Source organism: Dehalococcoidia bacterium (assembly GCA_035310145.1).
Taxonomy (GTDB): Bacteria; Chloroflexota; Dehalococcoidia; order CAUJGQ01; family CAUJGQ01; genus CALFMN01.
Window position 1 is genome coordinate 39,852 of record DATGEL010000047.1, and the last position, 23,257, is coordinate 63,108.

Here is a 23,257-nt window from a genome sequence, read left to right on the forward strand (position 1 = left end):
AACCGTATTTGGTGTCCCGCCCGCACCACCACAGGAGGTCTATCGTCCGCAGGCGTACGCCGGAGATGGCCCGTGGCCATCGCGCTGCCCGATGCCACAGCCGGGAGCGTCGCCGCGGTGCGACTCGGTTCGCCGGCCACCCGCGCCGGTGAGCCGTGCAGCGGCAGGCGCCCCGCCAGCAGGAGGACGCATCGTGAACCCGCACCCGCACCGTCTCCTCCACCCGGCTCGGCCCCGATCGCTCCCTCGTCTGATCTGGCTTGCAGCGCTGCTGCTGGCGCTGGCGCTCGGTTCGGCGGCGCGGCCCGCGACTCTCGGCCACGCGCAGATCTCGCCGCCAAGCCCCGGCGACTTCAATCTGCTGGACGTGCTGAACAAGCTCTCGGCGAGCAGCATTCAGCAGGCCTTGGCGCAGTACCCGGTGCCCTTCGCGATCATCACGCGCTCCAGCAATCCCAGCGCACCCGGCGGCGTGGTGGAGCAGATCACGGCGTTTAAAGCCGGCTCGCCCAAGCAGATCGATGTCGACAACAACGGCGCCACCGGCCAGGGCGGCCACGACATCCAGGTGCTGGTCGAGCAACTGCTCGGCCCGCCCTTCCAGCTCCGCCTGACGATCACCGCCCTGCCGGACTCGAAGGGGAACATCGCCCCCGACCTGACGGCGATCATCGCCTTCCCCATGGACCCCTTCAACAGCGAGAGCCTGGCGGCGCCGCCCTACCTGTTCTGGGGCTACGACACGCGCGCCAACCCGGCGCCGGAGTCGAAGTTCATCCCCGCCAGCGAGCAACTGGTCTTCACGCCGAACGTCTTCGGCGGCACCGTGCACAGCCTGGGCATGGCGCTCACCTCCAGCGGCACGCCGGATTCGGTGAAGTTCCTGGGCGGGCTGTACCAGAACCAGCTCGCCTTGAACCCGCCGCCGCCCGGCGCCTCGATCCTCGACCTCAACGACAGCGGGCTGCGGCTGACGCCCGTGCCGGCGACGGCCAGCCTGACCCTCGATACCTCCGAGCTGCTGGGCGCGCCGGCGAACGCCTCGCAGGTCGCGCTGACCTGGGCAGCCAGCAGCCCGACGAAGGCGGAGCTGACCTTCGACGAGGGGGTCGGGGCGAGCGGCTCGCCCTCGGCGACGTTCACCGACACGATCACGGTGGACCAGATGCCGACGTCGGAGGCGCTGAGCATCAACCTCAACCTCGGCGCCTCGCCGCCCACCTTCAGCGTGCATCACGCCGGCAACAGCGTGATCAACAGCGTGGTGGTGGATCGTACGGAATCCACCGGCACGCGCGAGCAGAAGTTCACCTTCACCGGCGTGCCGCTGACGGCCGACCTGGCGCTGCAGGCGAACAAGCTCAGCGCCACCTTCGGCCCGGCCTCCGGCGCGCAGAACACGCCCACGCTCGGCTCCGCCGTGATCGATCTGATCGACGGCAGCCCGGGCGGCCTCTTCGGTCTGAACATGAAGCGGGCCGAGGCGAAGCTGCTCAGCGTGCCGGACTTCTCGATCAACTGGAACAACTCGACCACGCTGCCGACCGTGTCGGCGGGCGTGACCAAGCCCGGCGACTTCATCGGCTTCGTCGGCGTGGCGATGGCCGCGAAGGACACCTTCCCGGCGATCTGGACGGCGAATCCGATGTCCGACGGGCCGACCACGCTCGACCACGTCGTGGCCTTCGAGGACGACACCGCCGGCTTCCGCTGGGCGCTCGGCTTCGCGAAGCTGCAGAGCGTCACCTTGAACCTGAACACCGCCGACCCGACCACGGCGTTCCAGATCGGCCTGGCGGCGGCGAACCACATGACACTGCGGCTGGCGATCAACGCGGGCGCCACGGTGCTGCCGCACAGCATGGGCGACGTGAACATCAACTGCCAGATCCACGACGTACCGCGCTCCATGAACCTGACCGGCACGAACTTCCGCGATCAGTGGCAGTACACGGCCAGCGACCCGATCGCCTCGATCACCTGCAGCATCCAGATCGGCACGCTGACCTGCAGTCTCGCCATCGGCAGCCTGCCGAAGGCGATGAAGATCGACTACGCGGCGGCCGGGCACTTCAACCTCACGATCACCGACCCGGTGGGCGGCAAGCTCGGCCTCTATCAGTTGATCTGCGACGACACGACGAACGGCCTGGCCGGCACCGACGGCTTCTTCGGCGTGAGGTTGAAGCACGCCAGGGTGCGCGTCGAACAGGCGCCGAGCCTGACCAGCAGTTGGTCGTACGGCTCCGCCTACGCGATCAACGTCGACGCGCTGGGCAGCACGATCGGCTCGATCGAGGCGGCCGGCGCCCTGGTGGACATCTCGCCGCCGGCGATCGCCACGGCGGGCAGCGACTACGCCAACCTGGTGGACCAGGGCACCAGCGGGCCGGAGAAGAAGTTCGGCTTCCGCGTGCTGGACCTGGGCAAGCTGAGCTTCAGCGACGGCAACAGCGGCGGCGTCAGCTTCAACTACCAGACGGCCGCGGCGCACCCGCTCTACGCCGTCTGGAACACCGACATCACCTCGACGCTCACCGGCCCGAACCTCGGCCTGAACGCCACGTTGTCGCTGCTGAACCTGCCGGCTTCGGTGAACTTCTCCAGCGACTTCAGCACGCAGCTCAGCCTCACGGCCAGCGGCGGGCTGAACGAGATCGACGTAACGGCCGACATCACCCAGACCGGCGGCTTTGTGACGCACGTGGTCGGACAGATCACCGGCGTGCCGACCAGCGTGACCTACAGCTTCACGCCCGCGGTGGAAGGCTCGGCCTCGCTCACGCTCAGCAACCCGATCACGCACGTGATGGTGGAGCTGACGAGCAACCAGGGCATCCTTAAGGGCGAGTACAAGCACATCCTGCTGGACGTGCAGAACATCCCGGCCAACTGGAACGCGGCCTGGGGCATCGCGCCCAGCCCGCACGCCACGCTGACGGCCGGGGCGGCGCTGGGCACGGTCGCGATCATCGTCTCGCGCGATGTGAAGAGCAACACGCCGTCCAACTACAGCCCGTTCACGGCCGCGGGCGGCAGCATCCAGTACAGCGCCTTCGCCCGCACGATCGACCAGCGCTACTTCGACCAGGGCGTCGGCGGCGCGGCGGTGCGCGATCCGATCTTCATGGGCCGGCTGGACAACCTGTACAACAGCACGACGCAGCTCGCGCCCAACGAGGACCACCTGATCTACCGCCGCAACGGCGCGGGGCAGCTCGACTTCCTCAGCGTGCGCTTCACCGGCTTCAAGGCCGCGTCGCTGAGCGTGGACCCCGTCAACCTCAAGGCGCTGGCGCACGTGGAGATCCCGTCGGCGGCGGCGCACCCGTTCTACCTGGCGCTGGAGAACACGGCGGGCACCTTCCTGACGGTGAACGTGCCCAACATCCCCTCGACGATGGACGCCGACGTGGACCTCGGTAGCACCAGCAGCGGCCATGCGAACGTCGACTTCAGCGCCAGCCCCGGCACGATCACCATCTACCAGGGGCCGCTGCCGGGCGCGAGCGACGGCCAGAAGGCACTGAAGGTCATCCTCACCAACACGCCGACCTCGGTGCACGCCAGCTACAACATCGGCTTCCCGGGCAACATCGCGCTCACAACCTCGAACCCGGTGGAGATCGCGCTGCTCACGCAGGACAACGGCGGCCGCTTCGTCGCCGACTTCGTGGCGCCGTCCATGTCGGCCAACTGGGGCTTCAGCACGGGCGACACCGACACGAAGTGCCAGGGGATCCCGCCGGAGTGCGGCGTCTTCTACATCGTCGCCACGGCGTTCTTCGACTTCGAGGCGGCCTCGCCGATCGACGGGTTCCTGACCAGCTACGACTTCATCGGCAGCCCGGCGAGTCTCAATCCGGCCGGCCCGGCGCCCAACGCCAACGAGTACGTGCCGCGCGTATCGGTCATCGCCAACGATTTCACCCACTTCAAGGCCTCGGCCGGCGTCGAAATCTGCCTGGTGGGCATCTGCCCGACGTTGGTGCCGCAACCGTTCATCAACATCGACACCGACCTGCTCGGCAGCTTCGACTTCGACTACTGGGATCTGGGAGGGGGCTTCCTCAACTTCCTCGGCCACGCGGACTATATCGACAACAACCCGTGGCACTTCTGGCCGTTGCTGCACGACCCCAACGACCATTACTTGCCGTTCAACTGAGGAGCGAACGGCGGCAGCGCAGCCTGAGCACGCCGCGGGCGGGACCATGCGGTCCCGCCCGCGGCGTGTGACTTTCGTTTCAATCCGCTGAGCGGTGCCGCGCGACGCGCCTAGAGGCTGCGCAGCGTGGTGCGGTTGATGCCCTCGATCTCCTGCAAGCGCCCGACCCTGCGGCGCATCCAGCTCGAGCAGCAAGCGGGCGCCCCGCTTCTCGTCACCGCTGATGCGCAGCGTGCGCACCGTGGCGCCCGCCGCCTCCGCGTACGCGTACACCGCGCTCACCAATCCCTCGGCATGGTCGACGCGGATGTCGAGCAGCACATGGGCGCGCTGGAAGACGCGGCGTTCGAGGATCTTGAAGGGCACCAGCACCAGCAGCGCGATCACGGTGCCCGCCAGCGCCAGCGAGAAGAGGCCGGCGCCGCAGGCAAGCCCGATCGCGGCCACGAACCAGATGCCGGCAGCGCTGGTGAGACCGTGCACGGTGCCCCGCTGCACGATGATCGCGCCGCCGCCGAGGAAGCCGATACCGGTTACCACCTGCGCGGCCACGCGCGAGGGGTCGAGCGCGACGCCCTGGCTGCCGAGGATGTCGTCGAAGCCGTAGGTCGAGACGAGGATGAACAGCGCGGCGCCGACGGAGACGAGGGCATGAGTGCGGAAGCCGGCCGCGTAGTCGCGCCGCTCGCGCTCAAAGCCGATCGCGGCGCCGAGCACCAGCGCCAGCGCCAGCCGGGCGACCTGATCTCCAAACGGCAGATTCATCGGCAACCGCGCCGCACGATCCGGCGAGACGGGCGACCAGCGGCGAACATCGCGGCCGGCCGGGTTGCGGGAACGTACGGGCCACGCCGCCGCGCCTGCCTGCATGCGGAGGAATGAGACCGCAAGCGTACGGCGCGGCGGGCCAGAGTGCAAATGCGCCGGAGCGGGGCAACCTGCGCTCGGCGCGAGCAAACGCCTGTTGCCCTGGCCGGCCTACTGCGAGGTGCGGCGCGGGTCGAGCGCGTCGCGCAGGCCGTCGCCGATGAAATTGATCGAGAGGATGGCTAAAAAGATGCAGATGCCGGGGGCCATCGCCCAGTAGGGCGCCGTGTCCAGCCGGTCCTTGGCGTCGTAGAGGATGCGGCCCCAGGTCGGCAGGTCGGGCGGGAAGCCCAGGCCGAGGAAGGAGAGCGCCGACTCGGTGAGGATGGCGGCGGCCACGCCGAGCGAGGCGGCCACGATCACGGGGCTGAGCGCGTTGGGCAGCATGTGCACGATCATCAGCCGGCCCGAAGGCACGCCCACCGAGCGCGCCGCCTCGATGTACTCCTTCTCCTTGATGCTGAGGAAGGAGGCGCGCACCAGGCGCGCCACGCGCATCCAGGCCAGGGCGCCGATGATCACGACGATCATGGTGAACGTACCCAGCTCGGGGCCGATGGCGTGGCGCAGCTTGTCGCGGAAGAGGTAGATCACCAGCAGCAGCAGCGGCAGTTGCGGCAGGCTGAGCATCACCTCCGTGATCCGCATGATCACCACGTCGGTGAAGCCGCCGAAGAAGCCGGCCAGGGCGCCGAGCAGCGTGCCGATCGTGACCGAGATCAGCATCGCCACCAGCCCCACCGCGATCGAGACGCGGCCGCCGAAGAGCACGCGCGCAAGGATGTCCTGGCCGAGGTCATCCGTGCCGAAGGGATGCGAGAGGCTCGGCCCGTGCAGCTTCTGCGCGAGGTCGATGTCGTTGATCGGCTTCGGATAGATCGCCGGGCCGATCAGGGTTGCCACCACCAGGAAGCTGAAGACGATCAGGCCGAGCATGGCCATGCGGTGGCGGCGAAACTGGCGGAAGGCGTCGCCCCAGAGCGTGCGCTGCCGCCGGCCTTGAAAGAGCGGCTCCGCGCGCGCGGCCAGTTCGGCTGTAGTGCCCGTTCCGGCGGCCATTCGCCCTCCTCCGCCTAGGCGAGCTTAATGCGTGGATCGAGAAAGCCGTAGAGGATGTCGGCGATCAGCGTGAACAGCACGACCAGGATCGCGTAGGTGAAGACGATGAACATCACCACCGGCGTGTCCTTGGCCTCCAGCGAGTTGATCAGCAGCGAGCCCATGCCGGGCACGCGGAAGATCTGCTCGGTGATCAGCGCGCCGGTGATGATCGCCGGCAGATCGAGCGCCAGGATCGTGACCACGGGAATCAGGGCGTTGCGGAAGGCGTGCTTCATCACCACGCTCAGCTCTGCCAGCCCCTTGGCCCGCGCCGTGCGCACGTAGTCCTGGCCGATCACATCCAGCATCGCGCCGCGCACGTAGCGCGTGAGCGAGGCCATCTGGATCAGCGCCAGCACCGTGATCGGCATGACCGCGTGTTTAAACAGCTCCCAGAGGTAGGTCAGACCGCTGCCGGGTAAGTGCGTGGAGTAGATGAAGGGCAGCCAGCGCAGCCAGATGCTGAAAATGAGAATGAAAACCAGTCCCGTGAAGAAGCTGGGCAACGAGATGCCCAGAAAGGCGAACGTCGTCGCCACGTTGTCGATCCAGGAGTACTGTTTGACGGCGGAAACCACGCCGATCAGGATGGCGAACGGAATCGCGACCAGGTAGGCCGTGCCCACGATGAACAGCGTCGTCGGCAGGCGCTGCCGGATCAGCGTCAACACGTTCACGCGGCTGACAAACGAGTAGCCCCAGTTGCCCTTGACCACCTGTGTTGCCCAGCGCACGTACTGCACCGGCAGCGGGTCGTCGATGCCGAGCTGCTTGCGCAGGTTGAGGCGCACCTCCGGCGGAATGTCGGGGTTGAGGGCGAGCTCGGCGAAGGGGTCGCCCGGGGCGAGGTGCAGGATCGTGAAGAGGATGACGCTGATCGCGATCAGCGTGGGGATCGCGATCAGCACGCGCCGGAAGATGAACGTCGTCACCTGCAGCTCCCCCGGGCGGCGCGCCGGCGCCGCCTCCCGCCCCGGTCTGCACATTGCTGCGAAAGCGGCCGGTTGGCGGTGCTCCCCGGCAGAAAGACCGCCAACCGGCCGGCTCTACCGCCGTGCCGAGCACTACCCCCCGGCTACGTCTTGCGGTACCAGTAGGCGAGGCGCCAGAGGTCGGACGACGCCCAGGGCTGCAAGTCCATGCCCTGCAGGTTGCCCTTGGCGACGGAGACGCCGTTGCGGGCGGCGAGCGGCAGCTTGGGCGCGTCGGCGGCGATCATCTCGTTCATCTTCTTGAACAGGTCGGCGCGCTTGATCGCGTCGAGCTCCGTGGCGGCCTGCTCCCAGATCTGGTCGAACGCCGGGTTGATGTAGCGCATCACGTTGGTGCCCGACCAGTTGTTCGACTTCTGCGCGATGTTGTCGTTGGGCTGGCCGTGCGTCTGGCTGACGAAGGCGCGGAAATAGTTCTGCGGATCGATGCCGGGGCTGTTCGTCCACATGCCGAGGTCAAAATGCATTTGTGCCAGGTTGTCGGGGTTGGTGGCGTCGCCGAAGAAGATGTTGGCGTCGACCGACTTCAGCTCGACCTGGATGCCCTGCGATTCCAGCGTCTTCTTGATGATCGCCTGCTCGTTCTGGCGCAGACTGTTGATCGACGTGGCGTAGACGATCTTCATCTTCACGCCATTGTTGGCGCGCACGCCGTCGGAACCCTTCTTCCAGCCGGCGTCATCCAGCATCTGCCCGGCCTTCGCCGGGTCGAAAGTGAGCTGGGTCTGTTGCGTCGGGGCGAACTTGCTCGGGTTGTAGACCAGGTAGTTGACGATCTGCCCTTCCTTGCCGTAGAGCTGATCGACGACCGTCTTGCGGTCGAACATCAGGTTAAACGCCTGGCGGACCTTGACGTCCGCGAAGAAAGGATGCTTGGTCTGCAGGCTGGAGGCTTCGCCGCCGACCTCCTTGTTCGGGTCGGTGAAGTTGAAGTACATCGACTCGGCGCCGGAACCGGGAAAGATCACGATCTGACCGGTGCCGCCCTTCTGAATGCCCTGCAGCTCGTCGTAGGTGACCTGCATGTTCCAGGCGTAGTCGTAGTCGCCGGTTTGCAGCACGGCGCGGGCGGCCGAGGGCGCGTCGCCGCCGCCCTTCAGCGAGATGTGATCGAAGAAGGGCCGGTTGGCGACGTGGTAGTTCGGGTTAATGTCGGCCTCGAGACTGTCGCCGGGGCGGAAATCGACGTACTTGTAGGGGCCGGTGCCCAGCGGCTTCAGGTTGTTGGGCGCGTTGTGCGACTCCTTGCCGATATAGGGGCCGAAGATGTGCTTGGGGATGATCATGCCGTTGGCGCCGACAAACGCCGTCTGCCAGTAGGGCACCGGGCTCTTGAAGGTGACCTTGACCGTCTGCGGATCGACGGCCTCGACCGACTTGACCGTCACGTACTGACCGGCGGTGTTCGCCGCCGTGGCCGGGTCGGCAATGAACTGGTAGGTGAAGGCGACGTCGTCGGCCGTGAAGGGCTGGCCGTCGTGCCAGGTGACGCCCTGCTTCAGCTTCCAGGTGACCGAGGTGCCGTCCTTGGCTACGGCGCCGTTTTCGACGGTCGGGATCTCGGCCGCGAGCACGGGCACGAGGTTGGCGTCCGCGTCGAACTCGGCCAGCGGCTCATAGAAGATGCGCGAGGCGTCGAAGTCCTTGGTGCCGTTGTTGATGTGCGGTTGCGGCAGCGTCGGCCCCTGCCACCACAGGAGCTTGAGCGTGCCGCCGCCGCCGCGCTTGGTCGGGGTGAAGGCGTTCGCGGCGGCACTGGCCGCAGCAGTCGCGGCGTTGGCCGCGGCAGAGCCGCCGCCCGCCGCCTGCGTCGCGGCGCTGGCCGCCTGCGTAGCGGCGCCGGCGCCGGTTTTTGCGGCACTCTTGCCGTTGTTGCTCGAACCGCACGCGGCGAGCACACTTGCGATCACCGGCATGGTCAGGCCGGCGGCGAACATCTTCGCGATGAAGTGTCGTCGCGAGATATGGCCCGCCTTGAACTGCTCGGCGAGTTCGGCCACGGTCCAATCAGACATCGGTCAGTGCCTCCTCCGCTAGTCCTCCACCGTACTTGTCCCAGCGTGCGCCGAGTCTAGTTCGCGTCCCTTGGGGCGTCAAGTAGCCCGCGCGTCGTGCGGATTTCCGCCCCGTTACGTTCTCGCGTACGCCGATTCGGACGGCACTGGTCTGACCGGCGATCGCGGGTCTGCCGCGGGCGCCAGCACGTGTGCGCTACACTGGAACGGCAATCGGGGGTGGCTACCTCGTGAAGAGGCACGCATGACACTGGAGACGGACACCGAGGCCGAGAAGATGCGCCGCGTGCCGGGGATCGTCTTTGCCGACGGGCCGACGGGGCGTCGCGCCCGGATCGCCGGTACGGGGATCGAGGTCTTCGAGGTGATCGGCCCACACCGTCAGATGGGCGAGAGCTGGGATGCGCTGCGTGAGGCGTTTCACTGGCTCACCGAAGCGCAGCTGCGGGCGGCGCTGGCGTATGCGGCGGCGTATCCCGAGGAGATCGGGGCGCGCCTCGCGCGGCAGGCGGCGATCACGCCGGAGTACATCGCGACGCGGTACTCGCAACGCCTCGATTAGCTCCTTGCCGTTCGCAAGTAGTCGATCATGTACGGCGGCATTCCGTCGGAATGTTCCCGCGCGTATTGCCCGATCGCCGCGGCGATGCCGGCGAAGTCCGACAGCATCAGCGACGGCGGCACGAGTAAAACGCCCGCGTGCGGTCGTCCTTCAGCGGCGAAGCGCCTGGTCAGGTCGTCGAAATCGTCATAGTTGCGGGTGACGAAGCAGCGCCCATCCTCGGCCGCAAGCAGCAGTTGCTGCTCGTCGCTCATGCCCAACCGGCCGAACTGCTGCGATGTCGTGATATCGACGTGTTGCCTCCGCCCAATCGTGGCGATGCGTGGTGAGAGATGCTCGTCAAGGTGAAAGCGGATGCCCGGCTGCGGCGACGCCACGCCCTTACAGTTGGCCGCGGTTGGCGCGGGCGACGAAGCTCTCGAAGGAGAGAATGGTGACCAGGTCGCCGTGGCGCAGGTGCTCGTGCAGGCCGCCGCCGGTGTAAAACTCGCGCAGCTTCCAGCCGTCGCCACCCAGCACCAGGTACGCCTTCGCGTACTCGCCGCGGCTGGCCAGCACCGCCTCGGCCAGGCACATCGCCTCGTACGGCACCTTCTGCTCGGCCGTGCCCGCGACCTGCTGCCACTTCACCGAGACGAGGTACGAAACGCCGGCGCGATCGGTCGCCACGAAGTCGACCAGGTGCTTGCCGCCGCCCAGCCGCGGACCGACGTGCACCTGCTGGCTGCAGAGATAGCCGCCGCCGCGCAGCGCCGGCACGATCATCTGCTCCAGCACGGACCCGGTGCGCGTGTCGCGCGGCTGCACGGCGTCAGACCCCTTTCAACGCCAGCACCTCGCGCGCGGGCGTGCGGTCGCCGGTGCAGCTGATCTTGCGCGGCGCTTCAAGGAACTCGAGCGTGAAGCCGAGCCGCAGGTAGAGCCGCTCAATGCGCCGCGTCGCCTGGTTGGAGAGGATCACCGGCCCCGTGTGCTCGGCAAGCCAGTGCGCCAGCCGCTCCTGGTCTGTCCAGCCGAAGCCCTCTTTTGAGTAGCGCGTGAACTCGACGTCGTAGGGCGGATCGGCGTAGATCAGGTCGCCCGGTTCGATGGGCACGGCGGCGAAATCGCCGTGCGAGAATTCCCAGCCGGCGAAGGCGGTGCGGTAGGCGCCGAAGTCGCGCGTGTAGGCGATGCGCTTGTAGCGGCCGAAGGGCACATTGAACTCGCCCTGGCGGTTGAAGCGGCAGAGGCCGTTGTAGCCGGTGCGGTTCAGGTAATAGAAGATCTCGGCGGCCTCGGCGCTCTCCGCCTGGCCGCCGGCGATCAGCGCGTTGAAGCGATCGCGCTGGGTGTAATACAGCGCCTCATCGTTCGCCATCGGCGTCGTGGCGAGCAGGCCGCGCTTCAGCCAGCGGTAGAAGTTGACCGCGTGCGGGTTGATGTCGTTGAGCAGCGCTCGCTCGGGCAAGAGGCCGAGCGTGACGGCCAGTCCGCCGCAGAGCGGCTCGACCAGCCGCCGCTGCCGGTGCGCCTGCCACAGTGGGCGCAGGTGCGGCACCAGCCAGCGCTTGCCGCCGGCCCACTTCAGCGGCGGGCGCGGTCCCGCCGGGGCGCCGCCGGCGCCGTCGCGATCGATTGCCAGCGGCTGCCGCTTGATCGCGACCACGCGCCCTCCCGCGCCGCGCCCCGCCGAGCGCGGCGGGCGAGCGCGCGACCCTGTCAAATCTGCCGAAGCTACTCATGAGTCTGCGGCTTCGCCGCGCCGGGCGCAACGCACGGCCGTGCCGGCGGCGACATGCTACGCTGCGCCAATGACTGTTCCGGATCGTCGCCCCTGGCCGCTGCCGCGAGCGGCGTTGCAGCGCTTCGCCGATCGCGTGGCGCCGGACAGCCGCGCGGTCAGTGTGCGCCGGCTCGGCGGCGGCCTCGATGCCGCCATGCACGCGCTCGATCTGCTGCTGCCCTCCGGCGAGCGGCTGCGGCTGGTGCTGCGTCGCTACGTGGCGGAGCTGGAAGCAGACCACGCGGGCATGCCGGAGCGGGGCTGGCACGCCCTGCGCCTGCTGGGACAGGTGAGCTACCCGGCGCCGCGCCCCGTCTGGTTCGACCCCGCGGGCGAGCTGTTCGGCACGCCCGCGCTGGCGATGACGCGATTGCCGGGCCGCACGCAGCTGCACCCGCGCGATTATGCCGCCTGGCTGCGCGAGCTGGCCGGGGCGCTGGCCGCGCTGCACCGGGCGCCGCTCGCCGGCCTGAACCTCGACGGCCTGCCCGGCCCCGGCCACCACCGCGCGATGGCGCTGAAGCACAGCCGGCAGCCGGATGTGCTGGCCACGCCGTACGTCGACGGCCCCGCCCTGGCCGCGGCGCTGGCGCAGGGCACCCCGCCCGCGGCGCCGGCCGCGCTCGTGCACGGCGATTACTGGGCCGGCAACACGCTCTGGCGCCGCGGCCGGCTCTGCGGCGTGGTGGACTGGGACCATGCCGGCGTGGACGACCCGGCCCTCGACGTGGCTACCTGCCGGCTGGACCTGGCGCTGCTCGAAGGCCCGGCCGCGGCCGATGCCTTTCTCGCCGCCTATGAAGCCGCCGCGGGTCGGCGCGTGTCCGGGCTGGACTGGTGGGATCTCGCGGCAATCACGGCGCCGCTGCCGGACCCCGCCCGCTGGCTGCCGGGCTACCACGATTTCGCCCGCCACGATGTCACGGCAGACGCGATGCGCGCCCGCCTGCGCGCCTTCGCCGATACCGCGCTGCGCCGCGCAGCCGCCATCCCCCCGACTGTCTGATCGCCGCGCCATCGGTGGCAGCTCACGTCACGGCGCGCGCGGGTGCCATGCCATGGCCGCTTCGCGCCGGCCGAACTCGCCCCACAAGGCCGTGTTTCGCTGGCTCCCGACGGATTGCTCGACGCCGGAAGGGTCCTCTCCTGCCTCTGATGCTCCGTATCACGCGGAACGCGGGGTGCTCTCGGGAGAAGGAGAGGGGCGGGGCCGAGACGCCGTGCGTTCAACTCGCGCGTCGGATGGCGTGATTCTTCGTGAAGCCGCCAGCTACACGGGCAAGGCGGGCGTTTTCGTGGCTCGCGCCCGCCGCGTCCGCAGCGCGGCAAGCAGCCGCGCCGGCCAGCTCCGCGGCCGGCCGGCGCCTGGCTCGGGCGGGCCCAGCCGTTCCAGCTCGTCCGCAAGGCGCTGGCGGCGTTCTGCCGCCGGCAAGATCACATCGTTGCGAATGCGGTGCAGGTACGCTGCCTCGAAGTCCTGGGCTGCGCTGATCATGTCTGGCTCCTGCGCGCGGCGGTCGTCGCGCGGCTGAACTCCACCGTTCCTGTCTGCAGTCTGCCGCTGCGGCAGCAGGCTGCCATCGAAGGAACTGGGGATTCTTGCCGCGGCCGTCGCGGCGGTGTCGATAGCAAGGAATGATCACAGGGGGTCGGCGGGCGCTTTACGCGAGGGCGTGACGCAGGGCGAAGGCGGTGGCCTCGGCGCGGTTCTGGGCGCCGGTCTTCTCGAAGATGTGGCTGACGTGCCGGTTCACGGTGTTGATGCTCAGCACCAGCGTCTCACCGATCTCGCGGTTGCTCTTGCCCGCGGCGACCAGGCGCAGCACCTCGATCTCCCGCTCGCTGAGGCCGGCGGGCAGAGCAGGCCGGCGAGCACGTTCTTGCTCGCCTTCCGCCGCCGCGAGCACGGCGGCGGCCTGCTCCGCCAGCCGCGCCATGCCCAGCTCTGCCGCGATTTGCTGCGCCGCCGCGGCGAGCTCCCGCGCACGGGCCTGGTCGTCGCGCCGGCCGCGACGGATCAGCATGGCCGCGAAGTCGTGGAGCGTCGCGGCCTCCCCGGGCCGGCCGCCCATCCGCCGGTTCAGCGCCAGGGCCTGCTCGAAGTGCTGCTCGGCCGCCTCCCAGCGAGCGAGCGTCGCGGCAAGCAGGGCAAGATAGCGCTGCACGGAGCCAAGCCAGGCGTGTGAAAGACCGACGAGGGCGTTGCTGTCGCCATGCGGCAGCAGGTACTCGTACAGCACCTCGGCGCGCTGCCGATCGCCGACGAACGCGCACACCTCGGCCGCCATTGCCAGCGAGCCGCAGGCGGCCGGTGTGCGGGCGATGCTGCTGAAGCGATCGGCGGCCAACTGCTCGAACGAAAGCCGCGCCTCGGTCTCGTGGCCGAGGTCGCTGTGCATCACGGCGATCGGCAGGTGAATGGGCAGATGCGGATAGCGCGCGACCATCGCGCCGAGGGCGGCGAGCGCTGCTTCCTGCTGGCCCAGCGCCCGCACCAGCACGATCTGGTGGGCGGCCGCGGTGATCACGGCGTCAGCGGAGATCTCGGTGCCGATGGCGCTCACCTCCTGCATGAGGCGGCCGGCATCGGCGAAGCGGCCCGCGAACAAGGCACTCGCCGTCTCCACGCAGCGGGCGTACCAGCGGTACTGTGGCTGGCGCAGCGCCTCCGCCCGCCGCGTGTACTCGTCGACCGCGGCGAGCGCGGCCGGAATGTCGCCGATCGCGACGAGGTCTTCGGCGTAGTTTGAGCGGGCCTGCATCTCCAGCGCCGCGTTGTTCTGCCTGCGGGCGATCGCCAGCATCTCGCTCGCGATCGCCAGGCGCTCGGCGAGGGCCGGCGCCGGGTAGAGCGAGAGCTTCAGCCCGTCGAGCGCGATGCCAAGCGCCGCCGCGTCGCCAAGCTGCCGTGCCTCCTGCACCGCGTCGCGGCTCAGTGTTTCGGCCTGCGCCCAACCCGGCCGGAAGATCTGCACGCGGGCCAGGCGCGCCCGGGCACGCACGCGCAGCGAGGCTGCCTCCGGCGGCAGCGCCGCGGCGGCCTCCTGCAACAGGGCGAGCCGCGCGTCGTCGAGGAAGCTCATGTTGGCGCCACTCGTCAGCCCCAGCGCCGCGGCCGCGAACTCGACGGCGCCGCGGAACTCACGGGCCCTCACCGCCGCCTCCATGAACCGGGTATCGGCGGCCGTGAAGTCGCCGGACTGGCGCAGCGCCTCGCCCAGCGCGAGCAGCCGCTCGCAGCGCTGGCGACCGGTCGGCGTGCCCGTGGCCGGCAGCGTCTGCAGCGCCTGCTCGTAGCAGGCGGCGGCCTCTTCGTACGCCAGGTTCTGCATCGCCTGGTCGCCGGCCCGCCGCAGGTAGGCGACGGCGCGCGGCGCGGCGGCGCTGATGCCCGCGTGGTGGAAGTGCGCGGCCAGCTCCGCCAGGTGCGCGTCCACTTCCAGCCGCCAGAGGCCCTCCAGGGCATCACCGACGGCGTGGTGCAGCCGCGCCCGCTGCGCCGCCGGGGTGCCGTAGTAGATGGTGTCGCGGATCAGCACGTGCGCGAAGCGCATCCGCCCCGGCGTGCCGGCGGCGCCCGCGACGATGCCGGCGCGTTCCGCCTCCTCCAGTGCGGTGAGCAGCGCGTCGCCGGCGAGCGGTCCAACCGCCTCCAGCGCCGCGATCGTGAAGTCGCGACCGAGTACGGCGGCATGCAGCAACGTCTCGTTGGAGGCAGCGGAGAGGCGGCCGAGCCGGAAACGGATGGTGTCCCGCACCGTGGCCGGCACGGGAAGCGGTCCGGCGCCTGCCACAGGCCCCTGATCGAGCAGCACGCGCGCGAGCTCGCTCAGGAAGAACGGGTTGCCTTCCGACCGCTGGAACAGCTCGGCGCGTACGCGGTCTGACAACGGCTGCGGCATGAGCCTGGCGGTGAACGTATCGACGTCCGTCTCACTCAACCCACCCAGACGGACGACCGTGCCGGCGCTGTGGCGCGGGAGATCGGCGATGACGTGCAGGAGTGGATGCCCCGGCGCAAGCTCCGAGCCGCGGTAGGCGCCCGCGAGCATGATCCGGCTCTCCGCGATCGAGGCGAGCAGGAACTGCAGCAGCTGCAGTGAAGCCATGTCGGCCCGGTGCAGATCGTCAAGCAGGATGCAGAGCGGATGCTCCGTGGCCGCGGCCCTCAGTAGCAGGGCCACGCCGTCGAACAGGCGGAAGCGCTCCTGCGCCGGCTCAAGCACCGGCAATGCCGGCGGCTCGGGACACGCTGCAAGGACCTCCGGGCAGGCCGGGGCCACCGCTGCCAGCAGCTCGCGCAGTCCGGGCAGCGCCTCGGTCCGCGCGGCATCGAGCCAGCCCCGCAGCACCTGCCGCCAGGGCCAGTACGGCGGTGCGCCGCCGTCCTCCGAGCAGCGTCCCCAGAGAACGGCGACCTCCTGGCCCAGCGCATCTGCCGCGGCGGCTTCCAGCAAGCGCGACTTGCCCATGCCGGCGTCGCCGTCGATCAGCACGACGCGTCCTTCGCCGCGCCGCACGCCCTGCAGCGCCTCCCGCAGCAGCGTGCGCTCCAGCCGGCGGCCGACAAACGGTGTGGCCAGAAGCGTGTTTGCCACCCCGGACGCCTCGTAACCGGTTCAGTCCGCGTGCAGATTCGTCCTAATCACCATAAACGGCGCCTGGCGGCCGAATCGTCCGAGGAAGGAGGCGCAAATTCGTTGCAAGTTCGCAGGGCAGGGCCGCGCCGACGGGTGCGCGCATCCGACAGCCGAGGTTCCGGCGCTGCCGCATTTCGACCAACTCCGTGCGCCGGCCGCGTTACCCTCCCCGCGCGCCGATCAATGCCACGGCCAGCACGCACGGGTCCGATGACTTGTTGCGCCAGGCGTGGCGGGTGCCGTTCTGCACCACGCAGTCGCCTGCCCGCAGCAGCCGCTCGGCGCCGTCGTCCAGCTCCAGCCAGACCTCGCCGGAGATGACGAGGTCGATATCGATCGTGTCCGTGGTGTGCATGCCGGGATGCTCCGGCTCTATCACCTCGGCCAGACCGGGCAGCTTCTGGTTCAGCTCGGCGAAGGCCGCGGCCATGTCCAGGTCCGCCGGCATGGTGATGGTCGCCGGACCAAGAGTGACGAAGGCGAAGCGGAAGCCGCCGGCGAGCGGAAACCAGCCCTGCATCGGTGGGGCGCTGCCGTCGCTGGGTAGTTGCACCGTCTGGTCGGCGCCCCAGATGATGTGGAACTCGCCGCCGGGCACGAGGCCGACGGTGACCGGCGGCAGCGGCTCGTCGCTGACGAACACGGATTTGCCCTCCGCCGTCCGCCTGGTCACCACGCGCCGCACGTTCATCGCGTCCTCCTCGCCGCTCGTCTGGCGCGTACGCTGCGCCGTGGCTGTGCGGGATGTCAAGAAGCAAGGCGGCAGGCTGGCGATCGACGGCCCATGCTAGACTTTTTTCGCGGCCACGCTCAGATTCACCAGCCGGCAGGCCGCCAGGGTTGCGAATGGACGATCTCGACCGGCGCATTATCGAGGAATTGCAGCTCGACCCGCGGGTGTCCTACGCCGCGCTGGGCAAGCAGCTCGGCGTCTCCGGCATGACCGCGGCCACGCGGCTCAACCGCCTGCGCGACACGGAGCTGCTGCGCTGCCGGGCGCTGCCCAACCTGGCGCAGCTCGGCCTCACAACCGAGGTCTTCGGCTTCGTGCAGACCGAGCTTGGGGCGCTGCCCGAGATCCTGGCGATCCTGCGCACCTCGCCGTATGTGCTGCGGGCCGACCGCGTGACGGGCGAGTTCGAGCTGGGCTTCCAGGCGGCGCTGCCCTCAGAGACGGCGCTCGGCAGCCTGATGCGCGAGCTGCAGGGCGTGCGCGGCCTGCGCCGGCTGGTGATCCACCACGTGCTCGAAACCGTGAAGCAGGACGACGGCTGGGCGGCCGTGTTCGCCGACGACGCGCCCAAAGCGGAGGCGCCGTACGAGCTGGCGCCCGGCGCCACGCTGCCGAAGGCGCTGGAGCCGAAGGTGGCGCTGGCCGCCGCCTGGGTCGACGCGCTCGTGCGCGCCGACGGCGAGCGGCTGCGCCAGCTGTCGGCGCCGGAGATTGTCTACACGCTCAGCGAGCCGCACCCCGCCGCCGGCACCTGGCAGGGCATCGCTGCGATCGAAGAACAGGCGCAGCGCACGCGGCAAGCCTACCGGCGGCTGTGGTACCGCATCGTGCACGTGGCCGAGGCGCAGGAGCCGTACGCGATCGTGATCGACGCGCTCAGCCCGGTGGAGACGCGCCGCGGCAACGTGGGCACGGCCTTCTCACGCCTGGCCTTCGCCTTCGCCAACAACCGCGTCGAGCGCGTCACCAACCTCGGCCAGATGACGATCCCCGACGTCTCGCTGGGCGGGCCGTTCTACCCCAAGCTGCCGGGCTAAGACATGGGTTCAAAACCGGCGTTCACATGCGATCGCACACCTGCAAGCGGAAACCCGAGCCGGTTTTGAACCCATCCGTAAGACGGGAAGCGCCCGCGCTACTGTACGCCCATCGCCGTCACCGTCTCGGGGCGGATGCGTACGATCGTGCGCGGATTGTTCGTGTCGTGCGCCGGGTAGAGGCGGCCGCCGTACTTCATCGAGAGCTTGTCGATGCTCTCCTCGCCGCCCTGCGTCGTGATCTCGATCGCCTTGCCGATCACGGTCACGCGGCGGTAGGGCCGCTCGTGGTCGTAGATCGTGAGGGCGACGCCGGGGTTGCGCTTCAGGTTCTTGATCCAGGCGCGGCTCTGCGCGCCGTTGATCAGCACGTTGTCGCCGTCCATGTCCACCCAGACGATCGTGTTGCGCGGCGTGCCGTCCTTGCCCACCGTCGCCACCGCGACGAAGTTCTTCTCCTCAAACAGCTTGCGCTGCTCCGGCGAAAGCGTTGCCATGCCTCTCCCCTCGGCCTGTACTCTCTGCGGGGTCAACGGTCACGCGTTGCGAGTGTTCACCCCCATCTTACGGCGGCCGCGCCAATGGGCGAGCCCCGCGTGCGGCCGCCCGTTTCCGGGCCGCATGCGCCGCGCTTGACCGTGCGCCGGTTTTCCACAGAATAGGGATACCCCGGCGCGGCCGACTGCCGATCGCCGCCTGTCCAGCGGAGGCGCCCATGCTAAAACACCTGCGCGTACTGGAGGTCGCCGGCTTCGGCACCGCGATCTGCGGCCAGATCCTCGGCGACCTCGGCGCCGACGTGGTCGTGGTCGAGCCGCCGGAGGGTGCGGCGCTGCGCCGCCGCCCACCCTTCTACCAGGACACGCCGCACCCCGACCGCAGCCTGCCCTGGTGGGCGTACAACCGCAACAAGCGCGGCGTCACGCTCGATTTGACCACGACGGACGGCCAGGAGCGCTTCCGCCGCCTCGCCGCCGGGGCGGACTTCGTGCTGGAGGGCATGGGGCCGGGGAATGCCGCCGGCGCGCCAAGCATGGAGGCGCTGGGGCTGGGCTACGAGCGGCTTTCGGCCGAAAATCCCAGGCTGATCATGGTCTCGACCTCGCCCTTCGGGCTGGACGGGCCGAAGGCACACTGGCTCGCCTCCGATATCGTGATCATGGCCTCGTCCACCGTGCTCTCGTTCACCGGCGACGCCGACCGGGCGCCGCTGCGCATCAGCGTGCCGCAGGCGCACCTGCACGCCGGCGCCGAGGCGGCGGCCACGGCGTTGATCGCCCATCAGGGCCGTGTGAAGACGAGTCGCGGCCAGCGCCTGGACGTCTCCGCGCAGCAGGCGGTGACGATGGCGACGCAGTGCAACATCCTCGCCACCGCCTGGCAGGATCCGCGCTCCTATCTCTCGCGCGTGGCCGGCGGCGTGGCGGCGGGGCCGATGACGCTGAAGCTCGTCTTCCCCTGCAAAGACGGCTACGTCTCCTGCACCTTCTTCTTCGGCACGGCGATCGGCCCCGCCACGAACCGGCTGATGCAGGTGCTGCACGAGGCGGGCTTCGCCGACGACTCGCTGGCGGCGAAGGACTACGTGAACTACGCCAACCTGCTCTTTTCCGGCCAGGAGCCGCCCTCCGAGCTGCTGCGCGCTTACGACGCGGTGATCGCCTACTTCATGACCAAGACGAAGCTGGAGCTGTTCGAGCTGGCGCGCGAGCGCGGCCTGCTGCTCGGCCCGTGCAGCACGATCGAGGACGTGGTCGAATCGCCGCAGTGGCGCGACCGCGGCTACTGGGTGGAAGTCGAGCACCCGGAGCTGGGCAAGAGCTTCCTCTATCCCGGCCCCTTCGTGAAGCTCAGCGCCACGCCGATCCAGTACCGCCGCCGCGCCCCCCTGCTCGGCGAACACAACGCCGAGCTGTTGGGGCAGTGAACAGGGAATAGCAGGCGTAGGGCGCAGGGCGAAGCGGATTTTCAAACCCTTCCACAGCTTCCCCCTCTCTATCGAAGATCGCGCTCCGCGCGATGGAAAGCCCTGGAGAGGGGGTTAGGGGGTGAGGCCACATGACCGATGATCTGCCGCTGGCCGGCTTGAAAGTTCTCGACTTCACCTGGGTGATGGCCGGGCCGGCGGCCACGCGGTATCTAGCCGACTACGGCGCCACGGTGGTCAAGGTCGAGAGCGCCACCAAGATCGAGACGGGGCGCACGCTCGGCCCGGCCTGGCAGGGCAATCCCGACCCAGAAACCTCGGCCTTCATGGCCGACAACAACGCCGGCAAGCTCGGCGTCACGCTCAACATCCGCACCGAGTCAGGACAGGCGCTGGCGCGGAAGTTGGTACAGTGGGCCGACGTGGTGTGCGAGGCGTTTACGCCGAAGGTCATGCGCTCCTGCGGGCTGGATTACGCCGCGCTGCAGCGCATCAGCCCCGGCCTGATCATGCTCAGCACCTCGCTCAACGGCCTGACGGGGCCCTACGCGCAGGTGGCGGGCTACGGCACACTGGGGGCGGCGCTGGCCGGCTTCGCGCCCTTCGTCGAGTGGCCCGACCGCGCCCCCGCCGGCCCCTTCAGCGCCTACACCGATTACGTGGCGCCGAAATTCGCCGTGGCCGCGCTGCTGGCCGCGCTGGAGCACCGCCGCCTCACCGGCGAGGGCCAGCACCTCGACATGGCCCAGTCGGAGGCCTCGATCCACTTCCTCGGCGAGGCAGTACTGGAGTTCACGGCAAACGGCCGCGTCTGGCCGCCCGCCGGCAACAGCGACCGCCTGCTCTGCCCCAACGGCGGCTATCCCGCCGCGGGCGATGATCGCTGGGTCGCGCTCTCGGTTGGCTCGGAGCAGCAGTGGCAGGCACTGGCGCGGCTGGCCGGACCGGCGCTTGCCGGCGACGCGCGCTTCGCCACGGCGGAGGGACGGCGGCGTAACGAGGCGGCGCTGGACGCGGCGATCGCGGCCTGGACCGCGTCGCAGCCGCCGCGCGAGCTGGAGGCGGCGTTGCAGGCGGCGGGCGTGCCCGCAAGCGAGGTCGTGACGATCGCCGGCGCCTTCGAGGAGCCGCAGCTCGAGGCGCGACAGCACTTCATCAAGGTCGCCCATCCTGTGCTGGGCGAGTGCTTCGTTGAAAACTCGCGCACGAAGATGCTGGGCACGCCGGCGCAGATTACGCGGGCCAACGCCACCCTGGGCGAGCACACCGACTACGTGCTGCGCGAGCTGCTCGGCCTGGGCGACGACGAGATCATCGAGGCCGTGGCCAGCGGCGCGGTGGAGTGAGGACGCGGCCCCCCCATCCCCCAGTTCATCTCTGGTGCCCCCAATCCTGGGGGAAGGGGCTGGGGGATGGGGGGCCGCAGGCGAAGCCGAACAGCGTCTCCCCTCGCCCAGGATTGGGAGAGGGGTACCTCAGATGAGGTGAGGGCCGACGGCCGGCGGAGAGGCCACGTGCCCGCCGCAACTGAGAGGAGCCGCTCCGTGGCCGAGGCACGTGAAGACCGCTTCTGGGACCTGCTGGCCGAGGTGGCGCGGCTGCAGGAGCGCATGGGCAAAGATACGGTCGCCTGGGCGCGCGTGTACGAGGCGGCGGGTGAAGCGCTGCAGCAGAACGCCGAGACCACGGCGCTGATGGCCGACCTGGGCCGGCGCAGCGAGCAGTTCATGCGTACGGGACCGCCCGCCGCGGCGCGCCAGGCGATGCAGTTCTTCCTGAATCCATTGCAGGCCTTCGGCGCCGCCGGGCCGGGTGCGCCCATGCCGCCCGGTCCGTTCAGCCGCTTCTGGGAGGCGTGGCTCGCCGAGCGCGAGCGCGGCGCCGGCGGCGAGACGGGCTGAGCGCGCTCTGCTCCGCGCTGCTGGGCGGCCGTCGAATCGCGCGCCTCATGGCCCGACGGCCTCTTGTTGCAGCAGGCGAATCGCGGCGAGCAGTTGTGGATCGTTCGCGGCCGCGTCGTCCGGCGCGACGGCCACGTCGGGCATGACGCCGCTGCCGGCGATATTGCGCTGCTGCGGCCCGATCAGCACGCGGGCGATCGAGAATTCGAGCCAGGAGCCGTCCAGCAGCCCTTCGATCTTCGCCTCGCCCACGCAGCCGCTCGTCTGCTCGCCCACGACCTTCGCCCGCCCGAACGTCTGCAACACGGCGGCCAGGATCTCGGCGCTGGAGAGGCTGCCGCGGCCGGTGAGCACAACGAGTGGCCGCTGAACGGGCAGGGTGTTGCCCGCGGCGCTGTGCGCTTCCGGCGCACCGTCGCGCGTCACCATCGTCCACAGCAGACCGCTTTGCAGGAAGAGGCCGGCGATCTTGTCGGGCGGCTGGCCGCCGCCGTTGAAGCGCAGGTCGAGGATCCAGCCGCGCACGCCCTCGGACTCGAACCGCGCCAGGTCTTGCCGCAGCTCCTGGTACTGCGCGTCGCCCAGCGCAAACGTGTCGAAGCGTAGCAGGCCGAGATTGCCCGGCTCGCGCACCGCCATGGCCAGCGGAATCGGCTGCGGTGTGAGCGTCACGTCGAACGGCGCGCCGCCCGGCTCGGCCACGCCGAAGCTGCTGGGCTGGCCGTCCTGGTTGTGCCGCGCGACGGAGGCCAGCGCCTGCGCCGGCGTCTGCTGGCCGACCGGCTCGCCGTTGACCGCGATCACCAGCAGACCGCGACGCAACCCGGCCCGCTCGGCGTCGCTGCCGGGCGTGACGGCGACGATGCGCAGCGGCGCCTGCGTGCTGAACTGCACGCCGACGAGCTGCTTCGCCTGGCCGCGCAGATTGGCCGCGGCCTGCGGCGCCAGGTCCGGCGGCAGGTACTGCGTGTGGCAGTCGTTGCGCCGCGCGCCTAGCTGCTTCAGCGCCGCGTCGATGATCTGCCGGTCGGAGAGACGGCCCTGCGCCAGCCGTTCCAGCGCGGGGAAGGCGGCCGTGTGCAGCGCGGCCGCCGCGTCGAAGTCGTGCGGAAAGACGGGCGGCGGCGGCAGGTTCTGCACGCCGGCCTGCTGCAAGGCGTTCGCCGCGCCCTGCCAGGCGTCGCCGAAGAGCTGCGCCGGGTCCAGCGGCGTGACGTACTCCTCGTAGAGCACGCGCACGGCGAAGCGCACGCGCACGGCCGGCTCGCCCGCCGTGCGCGTGTCGGTTGGCGTACTCGTCGCCTGGACAGGCGCCGGGGTTGGGACGGCAAGCGAGCCCGTGTCCGGGACGGGCGCTGCCGGCGCTGCTGCGGATGGCCCTGCTGTCGTCGCCGCCGGCGGCAGGGTGGCTATGCCGGCGTTCCGGGCGACCTCATGGCCACGTCCGGTACAGGCGAGGAGGGCGCAGGCGATAGTGACCAGCAGGGCGAAGCCGGAGGAGGCTCGACGCCGGCCAGGGCGATGTTCGATCATCTGACGGCCCAGGCGG

The 23,257-nt window shown here is 69.7% G+C and carries 18 protein-coding genes and 1 pseudogene; 7 read left to right on the top strand and 12 right to left on the bottom strand.

The window, feature by feature from the left end; all coding sequences use genetic code 11:
- The first annotated feature begins 193 nt into the window (after positions 1–193).
- Positions 194–4,168 carry a hypothetical protein gene (locus VKV26_09750; GenBank protein ID HLZ70175.1) on the top strand — a complete coding sequence of 1,325 codons (3,975 nt, stop codon included), beginning with the start codon at positions 194–196 and terminating at the stop codon, positions 4,166–4,168.
- 402 nt (positions 4,169–4,570) lie between these two features.
- Here the strand turns inward: VKV26_09750 and VKV26_09755 are convergent.
- The 4 genes and pseudogenes from VKV26_09755 to VKV26_09770 all read right to left on the bottom strand — a co-directional run bounded on the left by VKV26_09755 (position 4,571) and on the right by VKV26_09770 (position 9,143).
- Positions 4,571–5,038: pseudogene (locus VKV26_09755) on the bottom strand (MgtC/SapB family protein).
- Positions 5,039–5,146: 108 nt separating this feature from the next.
- The gene (locus tag VKV26_09760) at positions 5,147–6,094 is read right to left on the bottom strand and encodes an ABC transporter permease (protein HLZ70176.1); all 948 of its coding nucleotides are present in this window, start codon (positions 6,092–6,094) and stop codon (positions 5,147–5,149) included.
- A gap of 14 nt (positions 6,095–6,108) precedes the next feature.
- Complete coding sequence (locus tag VKV26_09765) at positions 6,109–7,068, bottom strand: ABC transporter permease (GenBank protein HLZ70177.1); 960 nt, start codon at positions 7,066–7,068, stop codon at positions 6,109–6,111.
- Positions 7,069–7,211: 143 nt separating this feature from the next.
- Positions 7,212–9,143: a peptide ABC transporter substrate-binding protein gene (locus VKV26_09770; protein HLZ70178.1), complete on the bottom strand. Its 1,932-nt coding sequence runs from the start codon at positions 9,141–9,143 to the stop codon at positions 7,212–7,214.
- A 244-nt stretch (positions 9,144–9,387) separates the two neighbouring features.
- Here VKV26_09770 and VKV26_09775 point away from each other — a divergent pair, with 244 nt between their 5' ends.
- Entirely contained in the window at positions 9,388–9,705 is a 318-nt protein-coding gene (locus VKV26_09775) for a DUF433 domain-containing protein (GenBank protein ID HLZ70179.1), read from the top strand.
- Here the strand turns inward: VKV26_09775 and VKV26_09780 are convergent.
- The 3 genes from VKV26_09780 to VKV26_09790 are packed head-to-tail and all read right to left on the bottom strand — an operon-like array spanning position 9,702 to position 11,344.
- Positions 9,702–10,082 (bottom strand): DUF5615 family PIN-like protein, encoded by a 381-nt coding sequence (locus VKV26_09780; GenBank protein ID HLZ70180.1) that lies wholly within the window; start codon positions 10,080–10,082, stop codon positions 9,702–9,704. The two genes, VKV26_09775 and VKV26_09780, sit on opposite strands and share 4 nt — an antisense overlap.
- 4 nt (positions 10,083–10,086) lie before the next feature.
- Complete coding sequence (locus VKV26_09785) at positions 10,087–10,512, bottom strand: PD-(D/E)XK nuclease superfamily protein (protein ID HLZ70181.1); 426 nt, start codon at positions 10,510–10,512, stop codon at positions 10,087–10,089.
- A 4-nt stretch (positions 10,513–10,516) separates the two neighbouring features.
- Positions 10,517–11,344 (bottom strand): Dam family site-specific DNA-(adenine-N6)-methyltransferase, encoded by an 828-nt coding sequence (locus VKV26_09790; GenBank protein ID HLZ70182.1) that lies wholly within the window; start codon positions 11,342–11,344, stop codon positions 10,517–10,519.
- 154 nt (positions 11,345–11,498) lie between these two features.
- Here VKV26_09790 and VKV26_09795 point away from each other — a divergent pair, with 154 nt between their 5' ends.
- Positions 11,499–12,476: a phosphotransferase gene (locus VKV26_09795; GenBank protein HLZ70183.1), complete on the top strand. Its 978-nt coding sequence runs from the start codon at positions 11,499–11,501 to the stop codon at positions 12,474–12,476.
- A 264-nt stretch (positions 12,477–12,740) separates the two neighbouring features.
- On the opposite strand, the gene VKV26_09800 is transcribed toward VKV26_09795, so the two are convergent.
- The 3 genes from VKV26_09800 to VKV26_09810 all read right to left on the bottom strand — a co-directional run bounded on the left by VKV26_09800 (position 12,741) and on the right by VKV26_09810 (position 16,801).
- The gene (locus VKV26_09800) at positions 12,741–12,965 is read right to left on the bottom strand and encodes a hypothetical protein (protein ID HLZ70184.1); all 225 of its coding nucleotides are present in this window, start codon (positions 12,963–12,965) and stop codon (positions 12,741–12,743) included.
- Positions 12,966–13,131: 166 nt separating this feature from the next.
- Positions 13,132–16,068 (bottom strand): AAA family ATPase, encoded by a 2,937-nt coding sequence (locus tag VKV26_09805; protein ID HLZ70185.1) that lies wholly within the window; start codon positions 16,066–16,068, stop codon positions 13,132–13,134.
- Between the two features lie 202 nt (positions 16,069–16,270).
- On the bottom strand, positions 16,271–16,801 hold the full coding sequence (locus tag VKV26_09810) for a cupin domain-containing protein (protein HLZ70186.1): 531 nt from the start codon (positions 16,799–16,801) through the stop codon (positions 16,271–16,273).
- Positions 16,802–16,956: 155 nt separating this feature from the next.
- On the opposite strand from VKV26_09810, the gene VKV26_09815 reads away from it, so the two are divergent.
- Positions 16,957–17,880, top strand: coding sequence for an AsnC family transcriptional regulator (locus VKV26_09815; GenBank protein HLZ70187.1), 924 nt, complete (start codon positions 16,957–16,959; stop codon positions 17,878–17,880).
- 98 nt (positions 17,881–17,978) lie between these two features.
- Here VKV26_09815 and VKV26_09820 read toward each other — a convergent pair whose 3' ends face one another.
- A complete protein-coding gene (locus VKV26_09820) occupies positions 17,979–18,377 on the bottom strand; it encodes a TIGR03618 family F420-dependent PPOX class oxidoreductase (GenBank protein HLZ70188.1) in 399 nt (132 codons plus the stop codon).
- 218 nt (positions 18,378–18,595) lie between these two features.
- Here VKV26_09820 and VKV26_09825 point away from each other — a divergent pair, with 218 nt between their 5' ends.
- The 3 genes from VKV26_09825 to VKV26_09835 all read left to right on the top strand — a co-directional run bounded on the left by VKV26_09825 (position 18,596) and on the right by VKV26_09835 (position 21,708).
- Entirely contained in the window at positions 18,596–19,807 is a 1,212-nt protein-coding gene (locus tag VKV26_09825; GenBank protein ID HLZ70189.1) for a CoA transferase, read from the top strand.
- A gap of 131 nt (positions 19,808–19,938) precedes the next feature.
- Positions 19,939–21,153, top strand: coding sequence for a CoA transferase (locus VKV26_09830; GenBank protein HLZ70190.1), 1,215 nt, complete (start codon positions 19,939–19,941; stop codon positions 21,151–21,153).
- Between the two features lie 198 nt (positions 21,154–21,351).
- Positions 21,352–21,708 carry a hypothetical protein gene (locus VKV26_09835; GenBank protein ID HLZ70191.1) on the top strand — a complete coding sequence of 119 codons (357 nt, stop codon included), beginning with the start codon at positions 21,352–21,354 and terminating at the stop codon, positions 21,706–21,708.
- 45 nt (positions 21,709–21,753) lie between these two features.
- Here the strand turns inward: VKV26_09835 and VKV26_09840 are convergent, their stop codons facing one another.
- Positions 21,754–22,965, bottom strand: a complete 1,212-nt coding sequence (locus VKV26_09840) for a S41 family peptidase (protein ID HLZ70192.1) — start codon at positions 22,963–22,965, stop codon at positions 21,754–21,756.
- Between the last annotated feature and the right edge of the window lie 292 nt (positions 22,966–23,257).

What these genes read in the sequence shown, in the direction of transcription:
- VKV26_09760 (HLZ70176.1), bottom strand. Translation starts at nt 6,094, where the DNA reads ATGGCCGCCGGAACGGGCACTACAGCCGAACTGGCCGCGCGCGCGGAG.
- VKV26_09770 (HLZ70178.1), bottom strand. Translation starts at nt 9,143, where the DNA reads ATGTCTGATTGGACCGTGGCCGAACTCGCCGAGCAGTTCAAGGCGGGC.
- VKV26_09775 (HLZ70179.1), top strand. Translation starts at nt 9,388, where the DNA reads ATGACACTGGAGACGGACACCGAGGCCGAGAAGATGCGCCGCGTGCCG.
- VKV26_09795 (HLZ70183.1), top strand. Translation starts at nt 11,499, where the DNA reads ATGACTGTTCCGGATCGTCGCCCCTGGCCGCTGCCGCGAGCGGCGTTG.
- VKV26_09800 (HLZ70184.1), bottom strand. Translation starts at nt 12,965, where the DNA reads ATGATCAGCGCAGCCCAGGACTTCGAGGCAGCGTACCTGCACCGCATT.
- VKV26_09810 (HLZ70186.1), bottom strand. Translation starts at nt 16,801, where the DNA reads ATGAACGTGCGGCGCGTGGTGACCAGGCGGACGGCGGAGGGCAAATCC.
- VKV26_09815 (HLZ70187.1), top strand. Translation starts at nt 16,957, where the DNA reads ATGGACGATCTCGACCGGCGCATTATCGAGGAATTGCAGCTCGACCCG.
- VKV26_09820 (HLZ70188.1), bottom strand. Translation starts at nt 18,377, where the DNA reads ATGGCAACGCTTTCGCCGGAGCAGCGCAAGCTGTTTGAGGAGAAGAAC.
- VKV26_09825 (HLZ70189.1), top strand. Translation starts at nt 18,596, where the DNA reads ATGCTAAAACACCTGCGCGTACTGGAGGTCGCCGGCTTCGGCACCGCG.
- VKV26_09830 (HLZ70190.1), top strand. Translation starts at nt 19,939, where the DNA reads ATGACCGATGATCTGCCGCTGGCCGGCTTGAAAGTTCTCGACTTCACC.